Source organism: Sphingomonas hankookensis, from assembly GCF_001619955.1.
GTDB classification, from domain to species: domain Bacteria; phylum Pseudomonadota; class Alphaproteobacteria; order Sphingomonadales; family Sphingomonadaceae; genus Sphingomonas; species Sphingomonas hankookensis_A.
On sequence record NZ_LQQO01000001.1, the window covers coordinates 348,547 to 363,573 of the forward strand.

At 66.8% G+C, this 15,027-nt stretch carries 11 protein-coding genes and 1 tRNA gene; 4 read left to right on the plus strand and 8 right to left on the minus strand.

What is annotated here, in order from left to right:
• Nucleotides 1–11: 11 nt before the first annotated feature.
• The 3 genes from glgB to AVT10_RS01780 form a co-directional block, all read right to left on the minus strand.
• The gene (gene glgB / locus AVT10_RS01770; protein WP_066687516.1) at nt 12–2,162 is read right to left on the minus strand and encodes a 1,4-alpha-glucan branching protein GlgB; all 2,151 of its coding nucleotides are present in this window, start codon (nt 2,160–2,162) and stop codon (nt 12–14) included.
• Nucleotides 2,159–4,588, minus strand: coding sequence for a glycogen/starch/alpha-glucan phosphorylase (locus AVT10_RS01775; protein ID WP_066687517.1), 2,430 nt, complete (start codon nt 4,586–4,588; stop codon nt 2,159–2,161). The genes glgB and AVT10_RS01775 overlap by 4 nt, the downstream gene beginning before the upstream one ends.
• A gap of 105 nt (nt 4,589–4,693) precedes the next feature.
• On the minus strand, nt 4,694–5,656 hold the full coding sequence (locus AVT10_RS01780) for an alpha/beta hydrolase (RefSeq protein WP_066687518.1): 963 nt from the start codon (nt 5,654–5,656) through the stop codon (nt 4,694–4,696).
• 158 nt (nt 5,657–5,814) lie between these two features.
• On the opposite strand from AVT10_RS01780, the gene AVT10_RS01785 reads away from it, so the two are divergent.
• Nucleotides 5,815–6,669 (plus strand): fumarylacetoacetate hydrolase family protein, encoded by an 855-nt coding sequence (locus AVT10_RS01785; protein WP_066687519.1) that lies wholly within the window; start codon nt 5,815–5,817, stop codon nt 6,667–6,669.
• A gap of 15 nt (nt 6,670–6,684) precedes the next feature.
• Here the strand turns inward: AVT10_RS01785 and AVT10_RS01790 are convergent, their stop codons facing one another.
• Entirely contained in the window at nt 6,685–7,140 is a 456-nt protein-coding gene (locus AVT10_RS01790) for a tRNA (cytidine(34)-2'-O)-methyltransferase (RefSeq protein WP_066687521.1), read from the minus strand.
• Between the two features lie 89 nt (nt 7,141–7,229).
• A tRNA-Ser gene (locus AVT10_RS01795) sits at nt 7,230–7,319 on the minus strand.
• Nucleotides 7,320–7,451: 132 nt separating this feature from the next.
• Here AVT10_RS01795 and hspQ point away from each other — a divergent pair.
• On the plus strand, nt 7,452–7,826 hold the full coding sequence (hspQ, locus tag AVT10_RS01800; protein WP_066687522.1) for a heat shock protein HspQ: 375 nt from the start codon (nt 7,452–7,454) through the stop codon (nt 7,824–7,826).
• 13 nt (nt 7,827–7,839) lie between these two features.
• Here hspQ and AVT10_RS01805 read toward each other — a convergent pair whose 3' ends face one another.
• Nucleotides 7,840–10,290 carry a PepSY domain-containing protein gene (locus AVT10_RS01805; protein ID WP_066687526.1) on the minus strand — a complete coding sequence of 817 codons (2,451 nt, stop codon included), beginning with the start codon at nt 10,288–10,290 and terminating at the stop codon, nt 7,840–7,842.
• Nucleotides 10,291–10,375: 85 nt separating this feature from the next.
• Here AVT10_RS01805 and AVT10_RS01810 point away from each other — a divergent pair, with 85 nt between their 5' ends.
• Both AVT10_RS01810 and AVT10_RS01815 read left to right on the plus strand, forming a co-directional pair.
• The gene (locus AVT10_RS01810; protein ID WP_066687528.1) at nt 10,376–12,583 is read left to right on the plus strand and encodes a TonB-dependent receptor; all 2,208 of its coding nucleotides are present in this window, start codon (nt 10,376–10,378) and stop codon (nt 12,581–12,583) included.
• Between the two features lie 42 nt (nt 12,584–12,625).
• Entirely contained in the window at nt 12,626–12,826 is a 201-nt protein-coding gene (locus AVT10_RS01815; RefSeq protein ID WP_084401217.1) for a hypothetical protein, read from the plus strand.
• Nucleotides 12,827–12,863: 37 nt separating this feature from the next.
• On the opposite strand, the gene AVT10_RS18460 is transcribed toward AVT10_RS01815, so the two are convergent.
• Together AVT10_RS18460 and AVT10_RS01825 are read right to left on the minus strand one after the other, a co-directional pair.
• Nucleotides 12,864–13,256 carry a hypothetical protein gene (locus tag AVT10_RS18460; protein WP_066687534.1) on the minus strand — a complete coding sequence of 131 codons (393 nt, stop codon included), beginning with the start codon at nt 13,254–13,256 and terminating at the stop codon, nt 12,864–12,866.
• 115 nt (nt 13,257–13,371) lie between these two features.
• Nucleotides 13,372–14,985, minus strand: coding sequence for an NAD-dependent malic enzyme (locus tag AVT10_RS01825; protein ID WP_157092659.1), 1,614 nt, complete (start codon nt 14,983–14,985; stop codon nt 13,372–13,374).
• Nucleotides 14,986–15,027: the final 42 nt, after the last annotated feature.

The window sequence follows — 15,027 nt, forward strand, 5'->3', positions numbered from 1 at the left end:
TCTCCCCCGTATTATGCTGTAAATTCGAACCACATCGTCGCCAGCGGCGGCAGCGTCAGCACGACCGCACCGTCGCTGGCGGTGACCTCGCCCAGATTGCCGATGCCGCTGCCGCCATAGACGGCGGCGTCGCTGTTCAGCACTTCGCGCCAGGCGCCGTCGGCCGACACCGGCACGCGGTATCCTTCGCGGACCACCGGGGTCAGGTTGCTGACGACCAGCACCGGCGGCTCGCCCGGCGCGCGACGTTCCCATGCGAAGACCGAATTGGCGGCATCGTCGACCACCGCCCAGTGGAACCCCTCGCCCTCGCAATCGCTCGCATGCAGCGCGGGCGTGTCGCGATAGAGCCGGTTCAGGTCGCGGACCAGCGCGGCGACCCCTTTATGCGCAGGCGCGTCCATCAGCTCCCAATCGAGCGCGCGCTCCTCCGACCATTCGCGGCGCTGGGCAAATTCCTGCCCCATGAACAGCAGCTTCTTGCCAGGATAGCCCCACATCAACGCATAATAGGCGCGCAGATTGGCGAATTTCTGCCAGTCGTCGCCGGACATCTTGGTCAGCAGCGAACCCTTGCCATGGACCACTTCATCGTGGCTCAAGGGCAGGACAAAATTCTCGCTGAAGGCATAGGTCAGCCCGAAGGTGATCTCGTCATGATGGTGCGAACGATGCACCGGCTCGCGCGCCATGTACGACAGCGTGTCGTGCATGAAGCCCATGTTCCATTTGAATCCGAAGCCGAGCCCTCCTTCATGCGCGGGTTTCGACACGCCGGGCCATGAGGTCGATTCCTCGGCTATGGTGAAGAAGCCGGGATGCTCGCGATAGACGGCGCGGTTGGCGGCGCGCAGGAACTCGACCGCTTCCCAATTCTCGCGCCCGCCCGCGTCGTTGGGAATCCATTCGCCGTCTTTTCGCGAATAGTCGCGGTACAGCATCGATGCGACCGCATCGACGCGCAGCCCGTCGACATGATAGCGCTCGGCCCAGAACAGCGCGTTGTTCACCAGGAACTGGAAGACTTCACGGCGGCCGAAATTATAGATGGCCGTGTTCCAGTCGGGGTGGAAGCCGAGGCGCGGGTCTTCATGTTCGTACAGCGCGGTGCCGTCGAAACGCGCCAGGCCGTGCGCGTCGGTCGGGAAATGCGCCGGTACCCAGTCGAGCAGCACGCCGACCCCCGCCTTGTGCGCGCCATCGACGAAGCGCGCGAACCCTGCCGGATCACCGAACCGCGCGGACGGGGCGTAGAGGCCGGTCGTCTGGTATCCCCAGGACGGGTCGTAGGGATGCTCGCTGATCGGCAGGAATTCGATATGGGTGAACCCTAAGTCGACGACATAGGGGATCAACCGGTCGGCCAGCTGGTCCCAAGGCAGGAACCAGCCATCGTCACCCCGCCGCCAGCTGCCGGCATGGACTTCGTAGATCGAAATCGGCACGCGGCGCGGATCGACCGACGCCCAATGGTCGCGATGCGCCTTATCACGCCAGTCATGATCAAGCGGGGCGGCGGTGCGCGAAGCAGTCGCGGGGCGCAGCTCGCTTTCGAAGGCGAACGGGTCGGCCTTCAGCGGCAGGCGTTCGCCGTCCGGGCCGATGATCGCGAACTTGTAAGCCTGTCCGGCATTGATATCGGGCAGAAAGATTTCCCACACGCCGACGTCGCTCCGCCGCCGCATCGGGTGGCGTTTCGCGTCCCACATGTTCCAGTCGCCGACGACGCTGACGACCTGCGCATTGGGCGCCCAGACCGCGAAGTGCATGCCGTCGGCCCCTTCGTGCCGGATCGGATGCGCGCCCAGTTTGTCGTGGAGGCGCAGATGCGTGCCCTCCGCCAGCAGGAAATCGTCGGTCGGGCCGAGGACGGGGCCGAAGCTGTACGGGTCCTTCACCCACCATTCGCCGCCGCCGCCGCGCGCATAATACCATAGCGGCTGGGGCGGGGCGTCCATCGTCCCTTCGACGATACCGTCGCCGACGGGTTTCAGCTCGCCCAGCACCTTGCCCGACAGGTCGTGCACCAGCACCTTCTGCGCGCCGGGCAGCCAGGCGCGCACGAACGTCCCCGCCGGCCCGGCATGGGGGCCGAGCAGCGAAAAGGGATCGGCGTGACGCCCGCCGAGCAGCGCGGCGATGGCGTCGTCGCCGGGGGTCACATCACCTTCCAGATGTCGCGCGCATATTCGCCGATGGTGCGGTCGGACGAGAACCATCCGACCCCGCCGACATTGCGGATCGCACTGGCGTTCCAGCCGGCACGATCGGTCCAGCGGGCATCGACCTGCCGCTGCGCCTGCGCATAGCTGTCGAAATCAGCGCAGCACAGGAACCAGTCGCTATTCTCCAGCCCGTCGATCAGCCCCGCATAGCGGCCGGGATCGTCATGGCTGAACACGCCGCCCTTGATCGCGGAGAGCGCCTGTTGCAGCTCGCGCGACGCGGCGATCGCCTCGCGCGGGTTATAGCCGGCGGCGCGCTTTTCGGCGACTTCTTCGGCGGTCAGGCCGAAGATCACGATGTCGTCGGCGCCGACATGATCGCGGATTTCGACATTGGCGCCGTCCAGGGTGCCGATGGTCAGCGCGCCGTTCAGCGCCAGCTTCATGTTGCCGGTGCCCGATGCCTCCATGCCGGCGGTGCTGATCTGTTCGGACAGGTCGGCGGCGGGCATGATGAGTTCGGCGAGCGAGACATTATAGTTCGGCACGAACGCGACGCGCAGCAGCCCGCGCACCGCCGGGTCGGCATTGATCCGCCGCGCGACGTCGTTGGCCAGTTTGATGATGAGCTTGGCGTTGTGATAGCTCGACGCCGCCTTGCCAGCGAACAACTTGACGCGCGGCGTCCAGTCCTTGTCCGGATTGCTGCGGATCTGGTCGTAGAGCGCCACCGTTTCGAGGATGTTGAGCAGCTGGCGCTTATATTCATGGATGCGCTTCACCTGCACGTCGAACATCGCATCGGGGTCCAGCCGGACGCCCATCACCTCGCGCAGATGCTGCGACAGGCGTACCTTGTTGGCGCGCTTTACCGCTTCGAACTTCTCGCGGAACGCCGCGTCGGCGGCAAAGGGTTTGAGGTCGGCGAGCTTCGTCGCATCGTCGAGGAAGGCATCGCCGATCGCCTCGCGGATCAGCGACGTCAGCCCCGGATTGCTTTCGAACAGCCAGCGGCGCGGGGTGATGCCGTTGGTCTTGTTGTTGATCCGGTCGGGATAGAGCCGGTGCAGGTCGGCGAACACCGTCTGCTTCATCAGGTCGGTGTGGAGTGCGGCGACACCGTTGACGCTGTGGCTGCCGGCGAAGGCGAGGTTCGCCATGCGCACCCGCCGCTCGCCGCCTTCGTCGATCAGGCTGATCGCGGCGATGGCACCGTCGTCCTGCCCCTGGGCCCGGGCCTCGCGCAGGATCTTTGCATTGATCGCGTAGACCAGCTGCATGTGGCGCGGCAGCAGCCGTTCGAACAGCGGCAACGGCCAGCTTTCCAGCGCTTCGGGGAGCAGCGTGTGGTTGGTATAGCCGAACGTTGCCCTGGTAATCTCCCACGCGCCGTCGAAATCGAGCGCATGGTCGTCGACCAGGATGCGCATCAGTTCGGCGACCGACACCGCCGGATGGGTGTCGTTCAGCTGGATCGCCGCCTTGTCGGGCAGGGTGCGGATATCGCCGAAATACTGGACGTGGCGGCGGACGATGTCTTGGATCGAGGCGGAGGAGAAGAAATATTCCTGCCGCAGCCGCAATTCCTGTCCCGCCGGGGTCGAATCGGCGGGATAGAGCACGCGCACCAGCGTGTCGGCGCGGACCGATGCGGCCAGCGCGCCTTCGTGGTCGCCGGCGTTGAACCGGTCGAGCCGGATCGGATCGCGGGCCCGCGCGGTCCACAGCCGCAGCGTGTTGACCCGCGCGCCCCGCCAGCCGATCACCGGCGTATCGACCGCCACTGCCTCTACGCTCTCGTCCGGCATCCAGTGGATGTCGCCATTCTCGTCACCGACGACCTCGCCGCCGAACCCGATGCGGTAATTGCTCTCGCGCCGTTCGAACTCCCACGGATTGCCATGGCGCAGCCACGTCTCCGGCAGTTCCACCTGCCAGCCATTGTCTATCCGCTGGCGGAACATCCCGTTCACATAGCGGATGCCGTACCCATAAGCGGGCAGGTCGAGGCTCGCGAGGCTTTCCATGAAGCATGCCGCCAGCCGGCCGAGACCGCCATTGCCGAGCGCCGCATCGGGTTCCTCCCCCTCCAGGTCGGCGAGGTTCACGCCCAGCGAGGCCAGCGCCTCGCGCACCTCGTCGGTCCGCGACAGGTTCGCCATCGCATCGCGCAGCAGTCGGCCGATCAGGAATTCGAGGCTGAGATAATAGACCCGCTTGGCACCCGCGGCATGGGCCTGCTTGCTCGACGCCATCCAGCGTTCGATGATGTCGTTGCGCACCGTCAGGATCGTCGCCGCCAGCCAGTCGTGCGGTAGTGCAGCCTGTGCGTCCTTGCCGATCCGGTGGATCAGCGTGTCGAGGATCGCCTCGGCGAGCGGGGGCGTGGTCGGGGCAACGGCGGCTAAAGCAGGCTGGGTCACGCAGGTTCCTCGACGAAGGGGCGCGCACGACAGTATCGAATGCCGGACGCTTGTCACGCGCAATACGTATGCGCGATCCGCGTCGTTCCGGTTACAGGCAAAAGCTTACAAACCGTGTCGTTTCGCCCATTCGAGGAACAGCGCGGTCCACGGCGCCGGCTGCCCGTCGCGCAGCACGCCGAAGCCATGCCCGCCCAGTTCGGGCAGATACGCTTCCGTCGCCACCCTTGCCCGGCGCAGCGCGCCCAGTAGCGCCAGCGCATTGTCGACCGCGACGATGCGGTCGTCGATCGCATGGGTGAGGAAGGTCGGCGGGCTGGCGGCGGTGATGCGTGCGTCGCTGCGATAGCGGGCGGCCTGTTCCGGGCTGGCGCTGCGTCCGACGAGTTCGTCCTGCGACGCGCGATGGGTGCCGGGCACGCCCATCAGGGCCACCGGATAGAGCAACGCGGCGATCCGCACGCCCAGAGGCTGGGCATCGATCGCGTCGGTCGGCCGATAGGTCGCGTCGCCGCGATAGGCGAGCATCGCCGCCAAATGCCCGCCCGCCGACGATCCCAGCACTCCGATGCGATCGCGGTCGACGCCGTTCGCCGCCGCCTCCGCCCGCACGATCCGCAGCGCCCGCTGCGCGTCCTGCAACGGTGCGTCCGGTCCCGCCGCCCAGCCATCGGCCGGCAGCCGGTATTTCAGCAGATACGCATGATAGCCACGCTCGGCGAAGAAGCGCAGCATGTTGCGGCCGTCATGACCGATCGCGACCCGGCGATAGCCGCCGCCCGGGATCAGCAGTATCGCCGCGCCGTTGGGGCGCGTCGGGACGGCGTGTAGTAGACCCGGCGTGCGTACATGGACGAAGGCGGTGTCGTCCACCGGCCCGGTCGCCGAGCGGGGGACTTCCTGCTCGACGGCATGGACCGCCGCGCTGCCCGGCGGTCCGCTGGGCCAGATCTGGCGGAAGCGGGCGGGCTGCGCCGCGCTGGCGGGAAGGGTCGCGGCAATGCCTGTCGCGATGCCACCGCCGATCACGGCGCGGCGGCCTAGCACGCTACCCGGTCCGGTCGTCATCGCGGTCGCTTGTCCCTCTTCATGTCGTGTCCAGCATGCCGGGCCGACACCGGAACGTCGAGCGGGCGCCGTCTCCGCTTGACGTATCCGGGGCACATCGCGAGGGGAAGGGACGAACCGGCGTCCGGGCGGTCGCCGCAATGCTTGGGAGACGTCGCATGAAATTCTGTCGCTATGGCAACCGGGGCGCGGAAAAGCCGGGCATCGTCGACGCCGATGGCCGCATCCGCGACCTGTCGGGCGTGATCGACGACATTACCGTCGATACGATCCGCGACCTGTCGGTCGACATCGCGGCGCTGCCGGTGGTCGAGGGCGAGCCGCGCTATGGCGTGCCGGTGAAGGGGATCGGAAAGATCGTGGCGATCGGCCTGAACTATGCGGATCATGCGGCCGAATCGAACCTGCCGGTGCCGACGGAACCGATGATGTTCATGAAGCCGCTGTCGGCGCTGACCGGTCCGAATGACGAGGTGATGCTGCCCAAGGGGTCGACCCATAGCGACTGGGAAGTCGAACTGGCCGTCGTGATCGGCAAGACCGCGCGCTATGTCGCCAAGGAAGAGGCGTTGACCCATGTCGCAGGCTTCACCATCGCGAACGACGTGTCGGAACGCTTCAACCAGAAGCAGCGCGGGTCGCAATGGTCGAAGGGCAAGGGGCATGACAGCTTCTGTCCGGTCGGCCCGTGGCTGGTGACCCCCGACGAGATCGCCGACCCGCAGAACCTCGACATGTTCCTCGACGTGAACGGCGCGCGGATGCAGACCGGCAATACCCGCACGATGATCTTCGATGTCGCGGAGCTGATCGCCTATGTCAGCGAATTTATCACGCTCTATCCCGGCGACCTGATGATCACCGGCACGCCGCCGGGCGTGGGCGAAGGGAAGAAGCCGCAGTCGATCTATCTGAAAGCCGGCGACAAAATGACGCTCGGCATCGCGGGGCTGGGCGAACAGACCCAGCAGGTCGTCGAATGGCGGCACCTCGGTGACGCCGTTCTCGGCTGACGCTCCGGGGCGCCCTTATCCTGCGGGCAGGGCGCCCGTCTGACGCAGGGCTTCGCCCAGCGCCAGTGCCGCGGCGGTGGCAAGGTTCATCGAGCGCACCTCTGCCCTGATCGGCAGGCGAAGGGCGACGTCGCAGCTGTCGGCTACGCCGTGCGGTACGCCCGCGCTCTCCTTGCCGAACAGCAGCACGTCGTCCGCCGCGAACCGGAAGTCGTAGGCGGACTGCGTCGCCTTGGTCGTGAACAGCACCAGCCGGCTGCCGGCGCGGGCGCCTTGGAAGGCTGCGAAGCCGGCATGGCGCGTTACCGACACATGGTCGATATAGTCCATCGCCGTGCGCCGCACCCGACGGTCGTCCCAGGCGAAGCCCAGCGGCTCGATCAGGTCGACCGCCACGCCCAGACAGGCCCCCAGCCGCATGACGGCCCCGACATTGCCCGCGATTTCGGGTTCATAAAGCGCGATACGCATCGGCGCTGCTTGGCGCGTGCCGACGCGTGGCGCAAGCGATAGTGGCCGCTCGAAGGCGGGCCATTCTATCGTTCAATTTGGTGGGTAAGTGGCGGAGAGGGAGGGATTCGAACCCTCGGTACCCGTAAAGGCACGCCGCATTTCGAGTGCGGTACAATCGACCACTCTGCCACCTCTCCGCAGAGGTTTTCCGCTCATATGCCGTGTTTGACGCGGCACGTTGGTCAGCGAGGGCGGTCCGTTAGCCCATGGAATCGGGATGTGCAAGCGCATCCTTGCTGCAATCGCGCATCGACCCTAGATTATTTCGCATGAAGGCTTCTTCCGCCCCGCTTCTCGACCTTGGCACGCCCGTCCCGCCGATCGCCCATGCCCGTTTTTCGATCGGGGAGGTCGTGCGCCACCGGCTGTTCGATTTTCGCGGGGTCGTGTTCGACATCGACCCGGTCTTCGCGAACAGCGAGGAATGGTATGAATCGATTCCCGTCGACGCACGCCCGCGCAAGGACCAGCCCTTCTACCACTTGCTCGCCGAAAATGCCGAGGCGAGCTATGTCGCTTATGTCAGCCAGCAGAACCTGATCGTCGACGACAGCGAGGAGCCGGTCGATCATCCCGCGATCCGGGGGCTGTTCGATGACTATGCCGACGGGCGCTACCGCCTGCGCCGCGAGCACAAGCACTGATCGGCGGGCCGGGTTAGTAGATGTCCCGGCGATAGCGGCCGTTGCCGAGCATGTCCTCCAGCAGCGATTCGCCGAGGATCGCCGACAAGGCGGCGTGGACGCCCGGCGCCATGCCCTGAACGCTGCCGCAGACATAGATCGCCGCACCGGCCTCGACCGCCGAACGGATATGCTCGCCATCCGCAGCGACCGCATCCTGCACATAGCGGTGGCCGCCCGGCTGGCGTGACCAGGCGACTTGCTGGCTTGCCATTGTGCCGTTGGCCATGAGCGCGCGGCGTTCGTCGGCGAGAAAATCGTCGTGCGCCTGATGCCGTTCGCCCCAATAGAGGTAAGCCGGCGCGCCGCCCCGAACGGCACGGTGCCGCAGATGCGCGAGCAAGCCGGCGAGGCCGGTGCCGTTGCCGATCAGGATCAGCGGCACGCTGGGGTCGGCGGGCGGGTGGAAGGCCGGGTTGGCGCGGACGCGTGCCTGCATGATGCCGCCGACCGGAGCGCCATGGCACAACCAGCCCGATCCCAGCCCATCGAACCCGTCGGCCGCCGTGCAGCGACGAACGATCAGTTCGATCCGGCCCGATGCGGCGATCGATGCGATCGAATATTCGCGATGCCCTATCGGCTTCAGCGTTGCCACATCGCCGGCGCCGGTCGGCAGGATGCTGGTCATCAGCATCGCCCGGTTTTCGGGCGTATCGGGAAGGCCGGACGCGCCAAGATAGGCCGCAACGCGGCGCACATCCTGTTGCGGCCGGATCTCGACGATATCGCCCGGTGTCCAGTCCGCGCCGGCGGTGACCGGCTCCAGCGCGACATGCCAAGCCTCGCCCCCGGCGCTGCCGGGGTTGAGCAGGCGGCGTTCGACCAGCCGCCATTCGTCCATCGCGGCGGGTGCCCAATCCGGCTGATCGGTACGCCCACCAAGCCCGGCGAGTTGATGCTGCCACTGACGCTGGGCATCGGCATCGGTGCCGTCCGCCTCCACCGCATCGAACAGCCGGGTGGCGCCGTGATCGTGCAGCCAGCGGTCGACGCGGTGACCGAAGGCGCAGAATTCGGCATATTTGCGGTCGCCCAGCGCCATTACCGCATAGTCGAGATGCGACAGGTCGGGCGCCTCGCGCTCCATCGTTCGGGCGAAGCCGCGGGCATTGTCGGGCGGCTCGCCCTCGCCATAGGTGCTGGCGACGACGAAGAGGCGGCTGGCACGCGACAGCTGGTCGGGGTCGAGCGAGGCGATCGGCAGCGCCGCGGCATCGGGCAGGGCGGCGGCGGTCAGCCGGGCGATGCGCTCGGCCGATCCGGTCTGGCTGGCATAGGCGACCAGCGTCGTCGCGTGGTCGAGCGGCGCGGCGGAGGTATCCGCCACGACCTCGGCCAAAGCCGCCTTGCGACGCCGCCTGGCAAAATAGAGAAGGAAGCCGGTGATCGTGAACAGCGGCATGGTCAGGCTGGCGAGCATCATCGCGATGCGGCCGATCAGCCCGAAATATGCGCCGCGATGCAGTTCGAAGATGCTGGTCACGATATCTTCGCCCACGGGCCGCGCAGCATAGCGCTTGTCGGCGATCATCTGGCCCGTCGTACCGTCGATCGACAGTTCGTCGCTGACCCGGTCGTGACGGCCGTTCGGCAGCTTCGCGCGGAACTGCACCTCCCCATGATCGCGTACGATCAGGGTCACCCGGTCATAGTCCCGGCCCCCCGTCGCATGGACGAAGCCCTGCCACGCGCGCGTCGGATCGACGGGAACGTCCTTCGGATGCTTGGGCTTTTCGACCGGCCCCTCCGCCACCAGCAGCGCACGCACGCCCTGTCGATACCAGTCGTAGGACCACCACAGCCCGGTAAAGCCGCTGATGCAGTAGAAGATCAGCACCCAGCCGCCGATCACCGCATGCAGCATCCGGTAGAGATTGCGCCCGGTTTTTCGGAAATCGAGCACTAACCAGTTGCGCCAGTCGAGCGGTCGCTTGGGCCAGCGCAGGTACAGGCCGGACAGCGCGAAATAGATCAGGGCGATGGCCGAGAAGCCGCTGATCTGGCGACCGATGCCGTTGCCGCCGCCGGGCAGCGCGAGCCAGCGATGCAGGTCTTCGAGGAAGTCGATCGTCGCGCCGCCGCGCGGTTCGCCCAACAGCGTGCCGTCATAGGGGTCGAGGCGTTCGAACTGGCGCTCCTTCGATCCCTTCAGCCGATAGGTGACGCTGGTCAGCTCGTCCGAACCGCTCGGGACGATCAGCCGCCCGATCTCCGCATCGGGGCGCTGGCGCATGACGGCGGTGATCAGTTCCGGTCCGGTCAGGCGGGCCGTCCCGGCCGCGACCGGGCGATCGCGGTTGAGCGCGGCCAATATCTCCGGTTCGAAGCTGAGCGCCGCGCCTGTCACGCCCATGACCGCAAGAACCAGCCCGGCGGTAATGCCCAGGAACCAGTGAATCTGAAACAGGACGTTCCGGGTCATGCCGCGCTCGAATGACTTGATATTGATAATTGATCGCGTTAGCGGGCCGCGCAACAAGCGTCAATATTACGCGGGGGAAACGAGAATGCGCGGGGGAACGGGCCGGCTGTTGCTGGCAGCGGTGGCGACGGTAGCGATACTGGCGATGCCGGTGGCGGCGCAGAGCGTCGATGGCGACGCGGACGCTGTAAAGACTGCCGAAAGTGACGAAGAGATCGTCATAACCGCCGCGCGCACGATTCTGCCGCCCAATGCCCTGCCGCTGACGATCGACCTGATCGACAAGCAGGCGATCGACCAGCAGATCGCGATTTCGGGCAGCATCACCGACGCCGTCGCGACTCTGACGCCCAGCTTCTCGCCGACGCGCGGCAAATTGTCGGGAGCGGGGGAGACGCTGCGCGGCCGCTCGCCGCTTTATGCGATCAACGGCATTCCGCAGACGACGCCATTGCGCGACGGCAGTCGCGACGGCTTCACCATCGACGGGTTCTTCATCGACCGGGTCGAGCTGATCTATGGATCGAACGCTCTGCAGGGCGTCGGCGGCACCGGCGGCATCGTCAACCAGGTCACGGTCGGTGCCCCGCGACAGGAGGGTGTGAGCGGCCGGACGCTGGTGCAGGGCACCGCATCGGACGGGTTCGAGCCCGACGGCTTCGGCGGCAAGATCGCGGGGCTGGTCCAGTCGAAGGTGGGGCGGTTCGATGCGACGATCGGCGCGAGCTATGAAAGGCGGGGAGCCTTCTACGACGCGCAGGACCGGCGGATCGGCATCAACCTGACCCAAGGCGAGACGCAGGATTCGCGCGCGACCGACTTCTTCGCGCGGCTGGGCATGGAGGTCGGCGCGACCGGTCGCCTCGACCTGATCGCCAACCGGTTCGAGTTGAAGGGCGACGGCGATTACCTCGCGATCGCCGGCAACCGTCGCACCGGGGTGCCGACCAGCGCAGTGCGCGGTACTCCGCCGGGCAGGCCGGCCGCCAATCGGGCGGAAGCACTGTCGCTGTCTTACACCGATAGCGATGTGTTGGGCGGGAACCTGGTCACGCAGCTGTTCTTCAACCGCACCCATGACACGTTCGGCGGCGAGGTGGCGATCCAGCCGACATTCCAGGATCCGGCCATCGCGCCGGTGGGGACGTTGTTCGACCAGTCGGAGAACCGTTCGCGCAAGCTCGGCGCCAAGGCCAGCTACGAACGCGCGGTTCCGGGGTTCGAGGCGCTGGTCGCGACGATCGGCTTCGACGCGCTGTTCGACAAGACCGAACAACGGCTGATCGCGACGAACCGCATCTGGGTGCCGCCCGCCGATTTCCGCAGCCTGGCGCCGTTCGTGCAGGGCAATCTGAAGCTGGCGGACGGGCTGGTCCGCGTTGCCGGCGGCGCGCGATGGGAGAATGTGCAGGTTCGCATCGACGATTTCCGCACGCTGGCGTCGACCACCTATGACGGCCGGAATGCGCGAACCTTTGGCGGCGTGGCGGTGACGGGGGGCAAACCTAGGTTCAGCGACGTGCTGTTCAACGGCGGGGTGATCGTCGAGCCGCTGACCGGCGTCCGCGCCTATGCCAGCTATGCCCAAGGGTTCACCATGGCCGATATCGGGCGCATCACCCGCGCGATATCGACGCCGGGCGTGCGGCTGGACGATTTCCTCGACATCCAGCCGGTCGTGTCGAACAACCGCGAGGTCGGCGTCGAGGTGAAGCGCGGGCCGCTGGACGCCGGGGCGACCTATTTCTGGTCGTCGAGCGACCGGGGGCAGCTGCTCGTCGCGCAGGGCAACGGCATTTTCGAGGTGCAGCGTCAGCGGGTCGAGATACAGGGGCTGGAAGTCAATCTGGCGGTGCAGACGCCGCTGCCAGGGCTGAAGCTGTCGACCGGCTATGCCCATATCCTCGGGCGCTATGACAGCGACCGCAGCCCGCCGGACGGCGTGGTCGATACCGACCTAGACGGGACCAATATTTCGCCCGATCGGCTGAACCTTGCCGCCGACCTCGCGTCCGGGCCGGTGACCGCGCGGGTGCAGACGCAGGTATATCTGTCGCGCAATTTCCGCGGCAAGGCGAACCCCAGCCCCGACAATAATTTCGGCGGCTATGACGTGACCGATGCATCGATCCGGTATCAGACGAAATTCGGTGGCCTGTCGCTCAGTGCCCAGAATATCTTCGACCGCTTCTATATCGACTATAACAGCGACACCCGCCTGCCGAGCGACAATTTCGCGTTCTTTGCGGGGCGCGGGCGCACCTTTACGCTCGGGTGGGATATGCGGTTCTGAGGGCTGGACAGCGGGGCGGGGCGGCGGCTAGTCGCCCGGCCCATGCCTGTCATTGCCACCATCATGAATTCGACCACTGGCCAGCCGATCCAGAAGATGACCTTCGGCCGCATGCCGAAGCCCTGGGCTTCGTTCAATCTGGAGACCGGCGAGCTGGTCACCGCTGACCGGGTCGATATCGGCAAGCCCGCGCCGGGCAAGGTGGTGGTGCCGGTATCGGTGTGGGTCACGCCCAAGAAATAACCCCTCCCGGCGGGTGTGCCGGAAGGGGTCGGATCGCTCAACCGCAGACGCGGCGGCCGTTGCGGATGACGTAGCGGCAGGGACCGCGATAATCGACGCCCTGCGCCGCGGCCTCGCGCGACCAGCCGGGGATCACCCGTTCGCCGCGATGGCCGTAGCGGTCGCCGCGCCGCGCGTCCCAGCGACGACGATCGTCCCAACGGCGGCGGTCGTTCCATGCGCGGCGATTGTCCCAGCCGCGCCGGTCGTTCCAGCCGCGACGATTGTCCCAATGGCGCCGGTCGTCCCAGCGGCGATTGTCGTGATGCGCACGCGGGCCGTGGTCGCGGTGCGCATGGCGGCCGGGCTGAGCGTCGGCCACGGCGGGAACGGCGGTCAGGCCGGCGATGGTCAGGCCGATACCGGCGAAAATGTTCATCAACTGCTTCATGATCGCTTCCTCTCTGCCCCTGTCTGGCGGGATTCGGCTGAACCCATGCTGGACAGGATTGACAGCAGTCAGAAAGACTTGGTTCGCATCGATGGTTCCCGATTCGGGGAAGGCGTCAATAGGCTGGTTGCCACATCCGCGCCGCAATCGTGTCGCGGTCGATCGCTGCGTCGGGTGCCGCGACCTTGTCGGCAACCGCCTGAGCGGCGACGACCACGGCGATGTCGAGCGCGACATCTCGCAGCCGCTCGATCGGTGGCAGCAGCGTGTCGTCGCCCCCCATCGCGCCCAGTGCACGCGCGGCGGCCATGAACATCCCGTCGGTGATCGTATGCGCCTGCGCCGCCAACGCGCCCAGCCCGACGCCGGGGAAGATATAGACGTTGTTGACCTGGGTGACGCCGGTGATGCCGAACGGGCTGCCGGTCCCGATCACCGCGCGTCCGGCGCTCCAGCGGGTCAGATCGGTCGGATGCGCCTCCGCGCGCGACACCGGGTTGGACAGCGGAAAGATGACCGGCCGCTCGACCGCCTGCGCCATGGTGCGGACGACCGCCTCGCTGAACGCGCCATGCTGTCCCGACGCGCCGATCAGGACGGTCGGATGGATGTTGGCGACCGTGTCGAACAGGTCGATGTCACCATGGGCGGTGCGGGTCCAGCCTTCCACCTCGGCCGGATCGCGCGCATAGCTGCGCTGCCCGGCCGACAGGTCGCCCATGTCGGACAGGATCAGCCCGTTGCGGTCGACCGCCCAGATGCGCCCGCGCGCCTGTTCGGCGTCGAGGCCATCGGCCTTCAACGCCTGCACCAGCATGTCGGCGATGCCGCATCCGGCGGCGCCGGCGCCGAACAGCACGATCCGTTGTTCGCCAAGCGGTGCGCCGGTCCGGCCGATCGCCGACAGCAGCGTCCCGACCGCCGTGGCGGCGGTACCCTGAATGTCGTCGTTGAAGCTGAGCAGGCGGTTGCGATAGCGGTCCAGGAGTTTGTAGGCGTTGTGTCCGGCAAAATCTTCCCACTGGAGCAACACGCCCGGGAAGCGGTCGGCGACGGCGGTTACGAAGTCTTCGACGAACGCGTCATATTCGGCGCCGCGGATGCGCGGGTGGCGCCAGCCGACATAGAGCGGGTCTTCGCGGCGTTCGGCATTGTCGGTGCCGACGTCGAGGAGGATCGGCAGGACCTCCGACGGATGGATCCCGGCGCAGGCGGTGTAGAGCGCGAGCTTGCCGATCGGGATGCCCATGCCGCCCGCGCCCTGATCGCCGAGGCCCAGGATGCGTTCGCCATCGCTGACGACGATCACCTTTACCCGGTCGAGCGCGGGATCGCCCAGGATTTCGGCGATGCGGTGGCGGTTGGGCCAGGAGAGGAACAGCCCACGCGGCCGCCGCCAGATTTCGCTGAAGCGTTCGCAGCCCTCGCCGACCGTCGGCGTATAGACCAGCGGCAGCATGGCGGGCAGGTCGCGCTGCACCATCGCGTGGAACAGGATCTCGTTCGAATCCTGCAATTCGCGCAGGAAGCTGTAGCGATGAAAGTCGTCCGGCATGCCGGCCAGCGCCCGCTGCCGCCGTTCGATCTGGCTGTCGAGCGTGCCGACATGCGGCGGAAGCAGCCCGTGCAGTCCCCATTGGTCGCGTTCCGCTTCGGTAAAGGCGGTGCCCTTGTTGGTCAGCGGATCGGCGAGCAGCGCGCGGGCGGCGGCATGGGCGGCGGGGGACATCGGCGGACCCTTCGGTATCGGAAACAAAAAAGTAGCGCCCCG

What these genes read in the sequence shown, in the direction of transcription:
- AVT10_RS01805 (WP_066687526.1), bottom strand. Translation starts at nt 10,290, where the DNA reads ATGACCCGGAACGTCCTGTTTCAGATTCACTGGTTCCTGGGCATTACC.
- AVT10_RS01825 (WP_157092659.1), bottom strand. Translation starts at nt 14,985, where the DNA reads ATGTCCCCCGCCGCCCATGCCGCCGCCCGCGCGCTGCTCGCCGATCCG.
- AVT10_RS01780 (WP_066687518.1), bottom strand. Translation starts at nt 5,656, where the DNA reads ATGACGACCGGACCGGGTAGCGTGCTAGGCCGCCGCGCCGTGATCGGC.
- AVT10_RS01815 (WP_084401217.1), top strand. Translation starts at nt 12,626, where the DNA reads ATGCCTGTCATTGCCACCATCATGAATTCGACCACTGGCCAGCCGATC.
- AVT10_RS01790 (WP_066687521.1), bottom strand. Translation starts at nt 7,140, where the DNA reads ATGCGTATCGCGCTTTATGAACCCGAAATCGCGGGCAATGTCGGGGCC.
- AVT10_RS18460 (WP_066687534.1), bottom strand. Translation starts at nt 13,256, where the DNA reads ATGAAGCAGTTGATGAACATTTTCGCCGGTATCGGCCTGACCATCGCC.
- AVT10_RS01810 (WP_066687528.1), top strand. Translation starts at nt 10,376, where the DNA reads ATGCGCGGGGGAACGGGCCGGCTGTTGCTGGCAGCGGTGGCGACGGTA.
- AVT10_RS01785 (WP_066687519.1), top strand. Translation starts at nt 5,815, where the DNA reads ATGAAATTCTGTCGCTATGGCAACCGGGGCGCGGAAAAGCCGGGCATC.
- hspQ (WP_066687522.1), top strand. Translation starts at nt 7,452, where the DNA reads ATGAAGGCTTCTTCCGCCCCGCTTCTCGACCTTGGCACGCCCGTCCCG.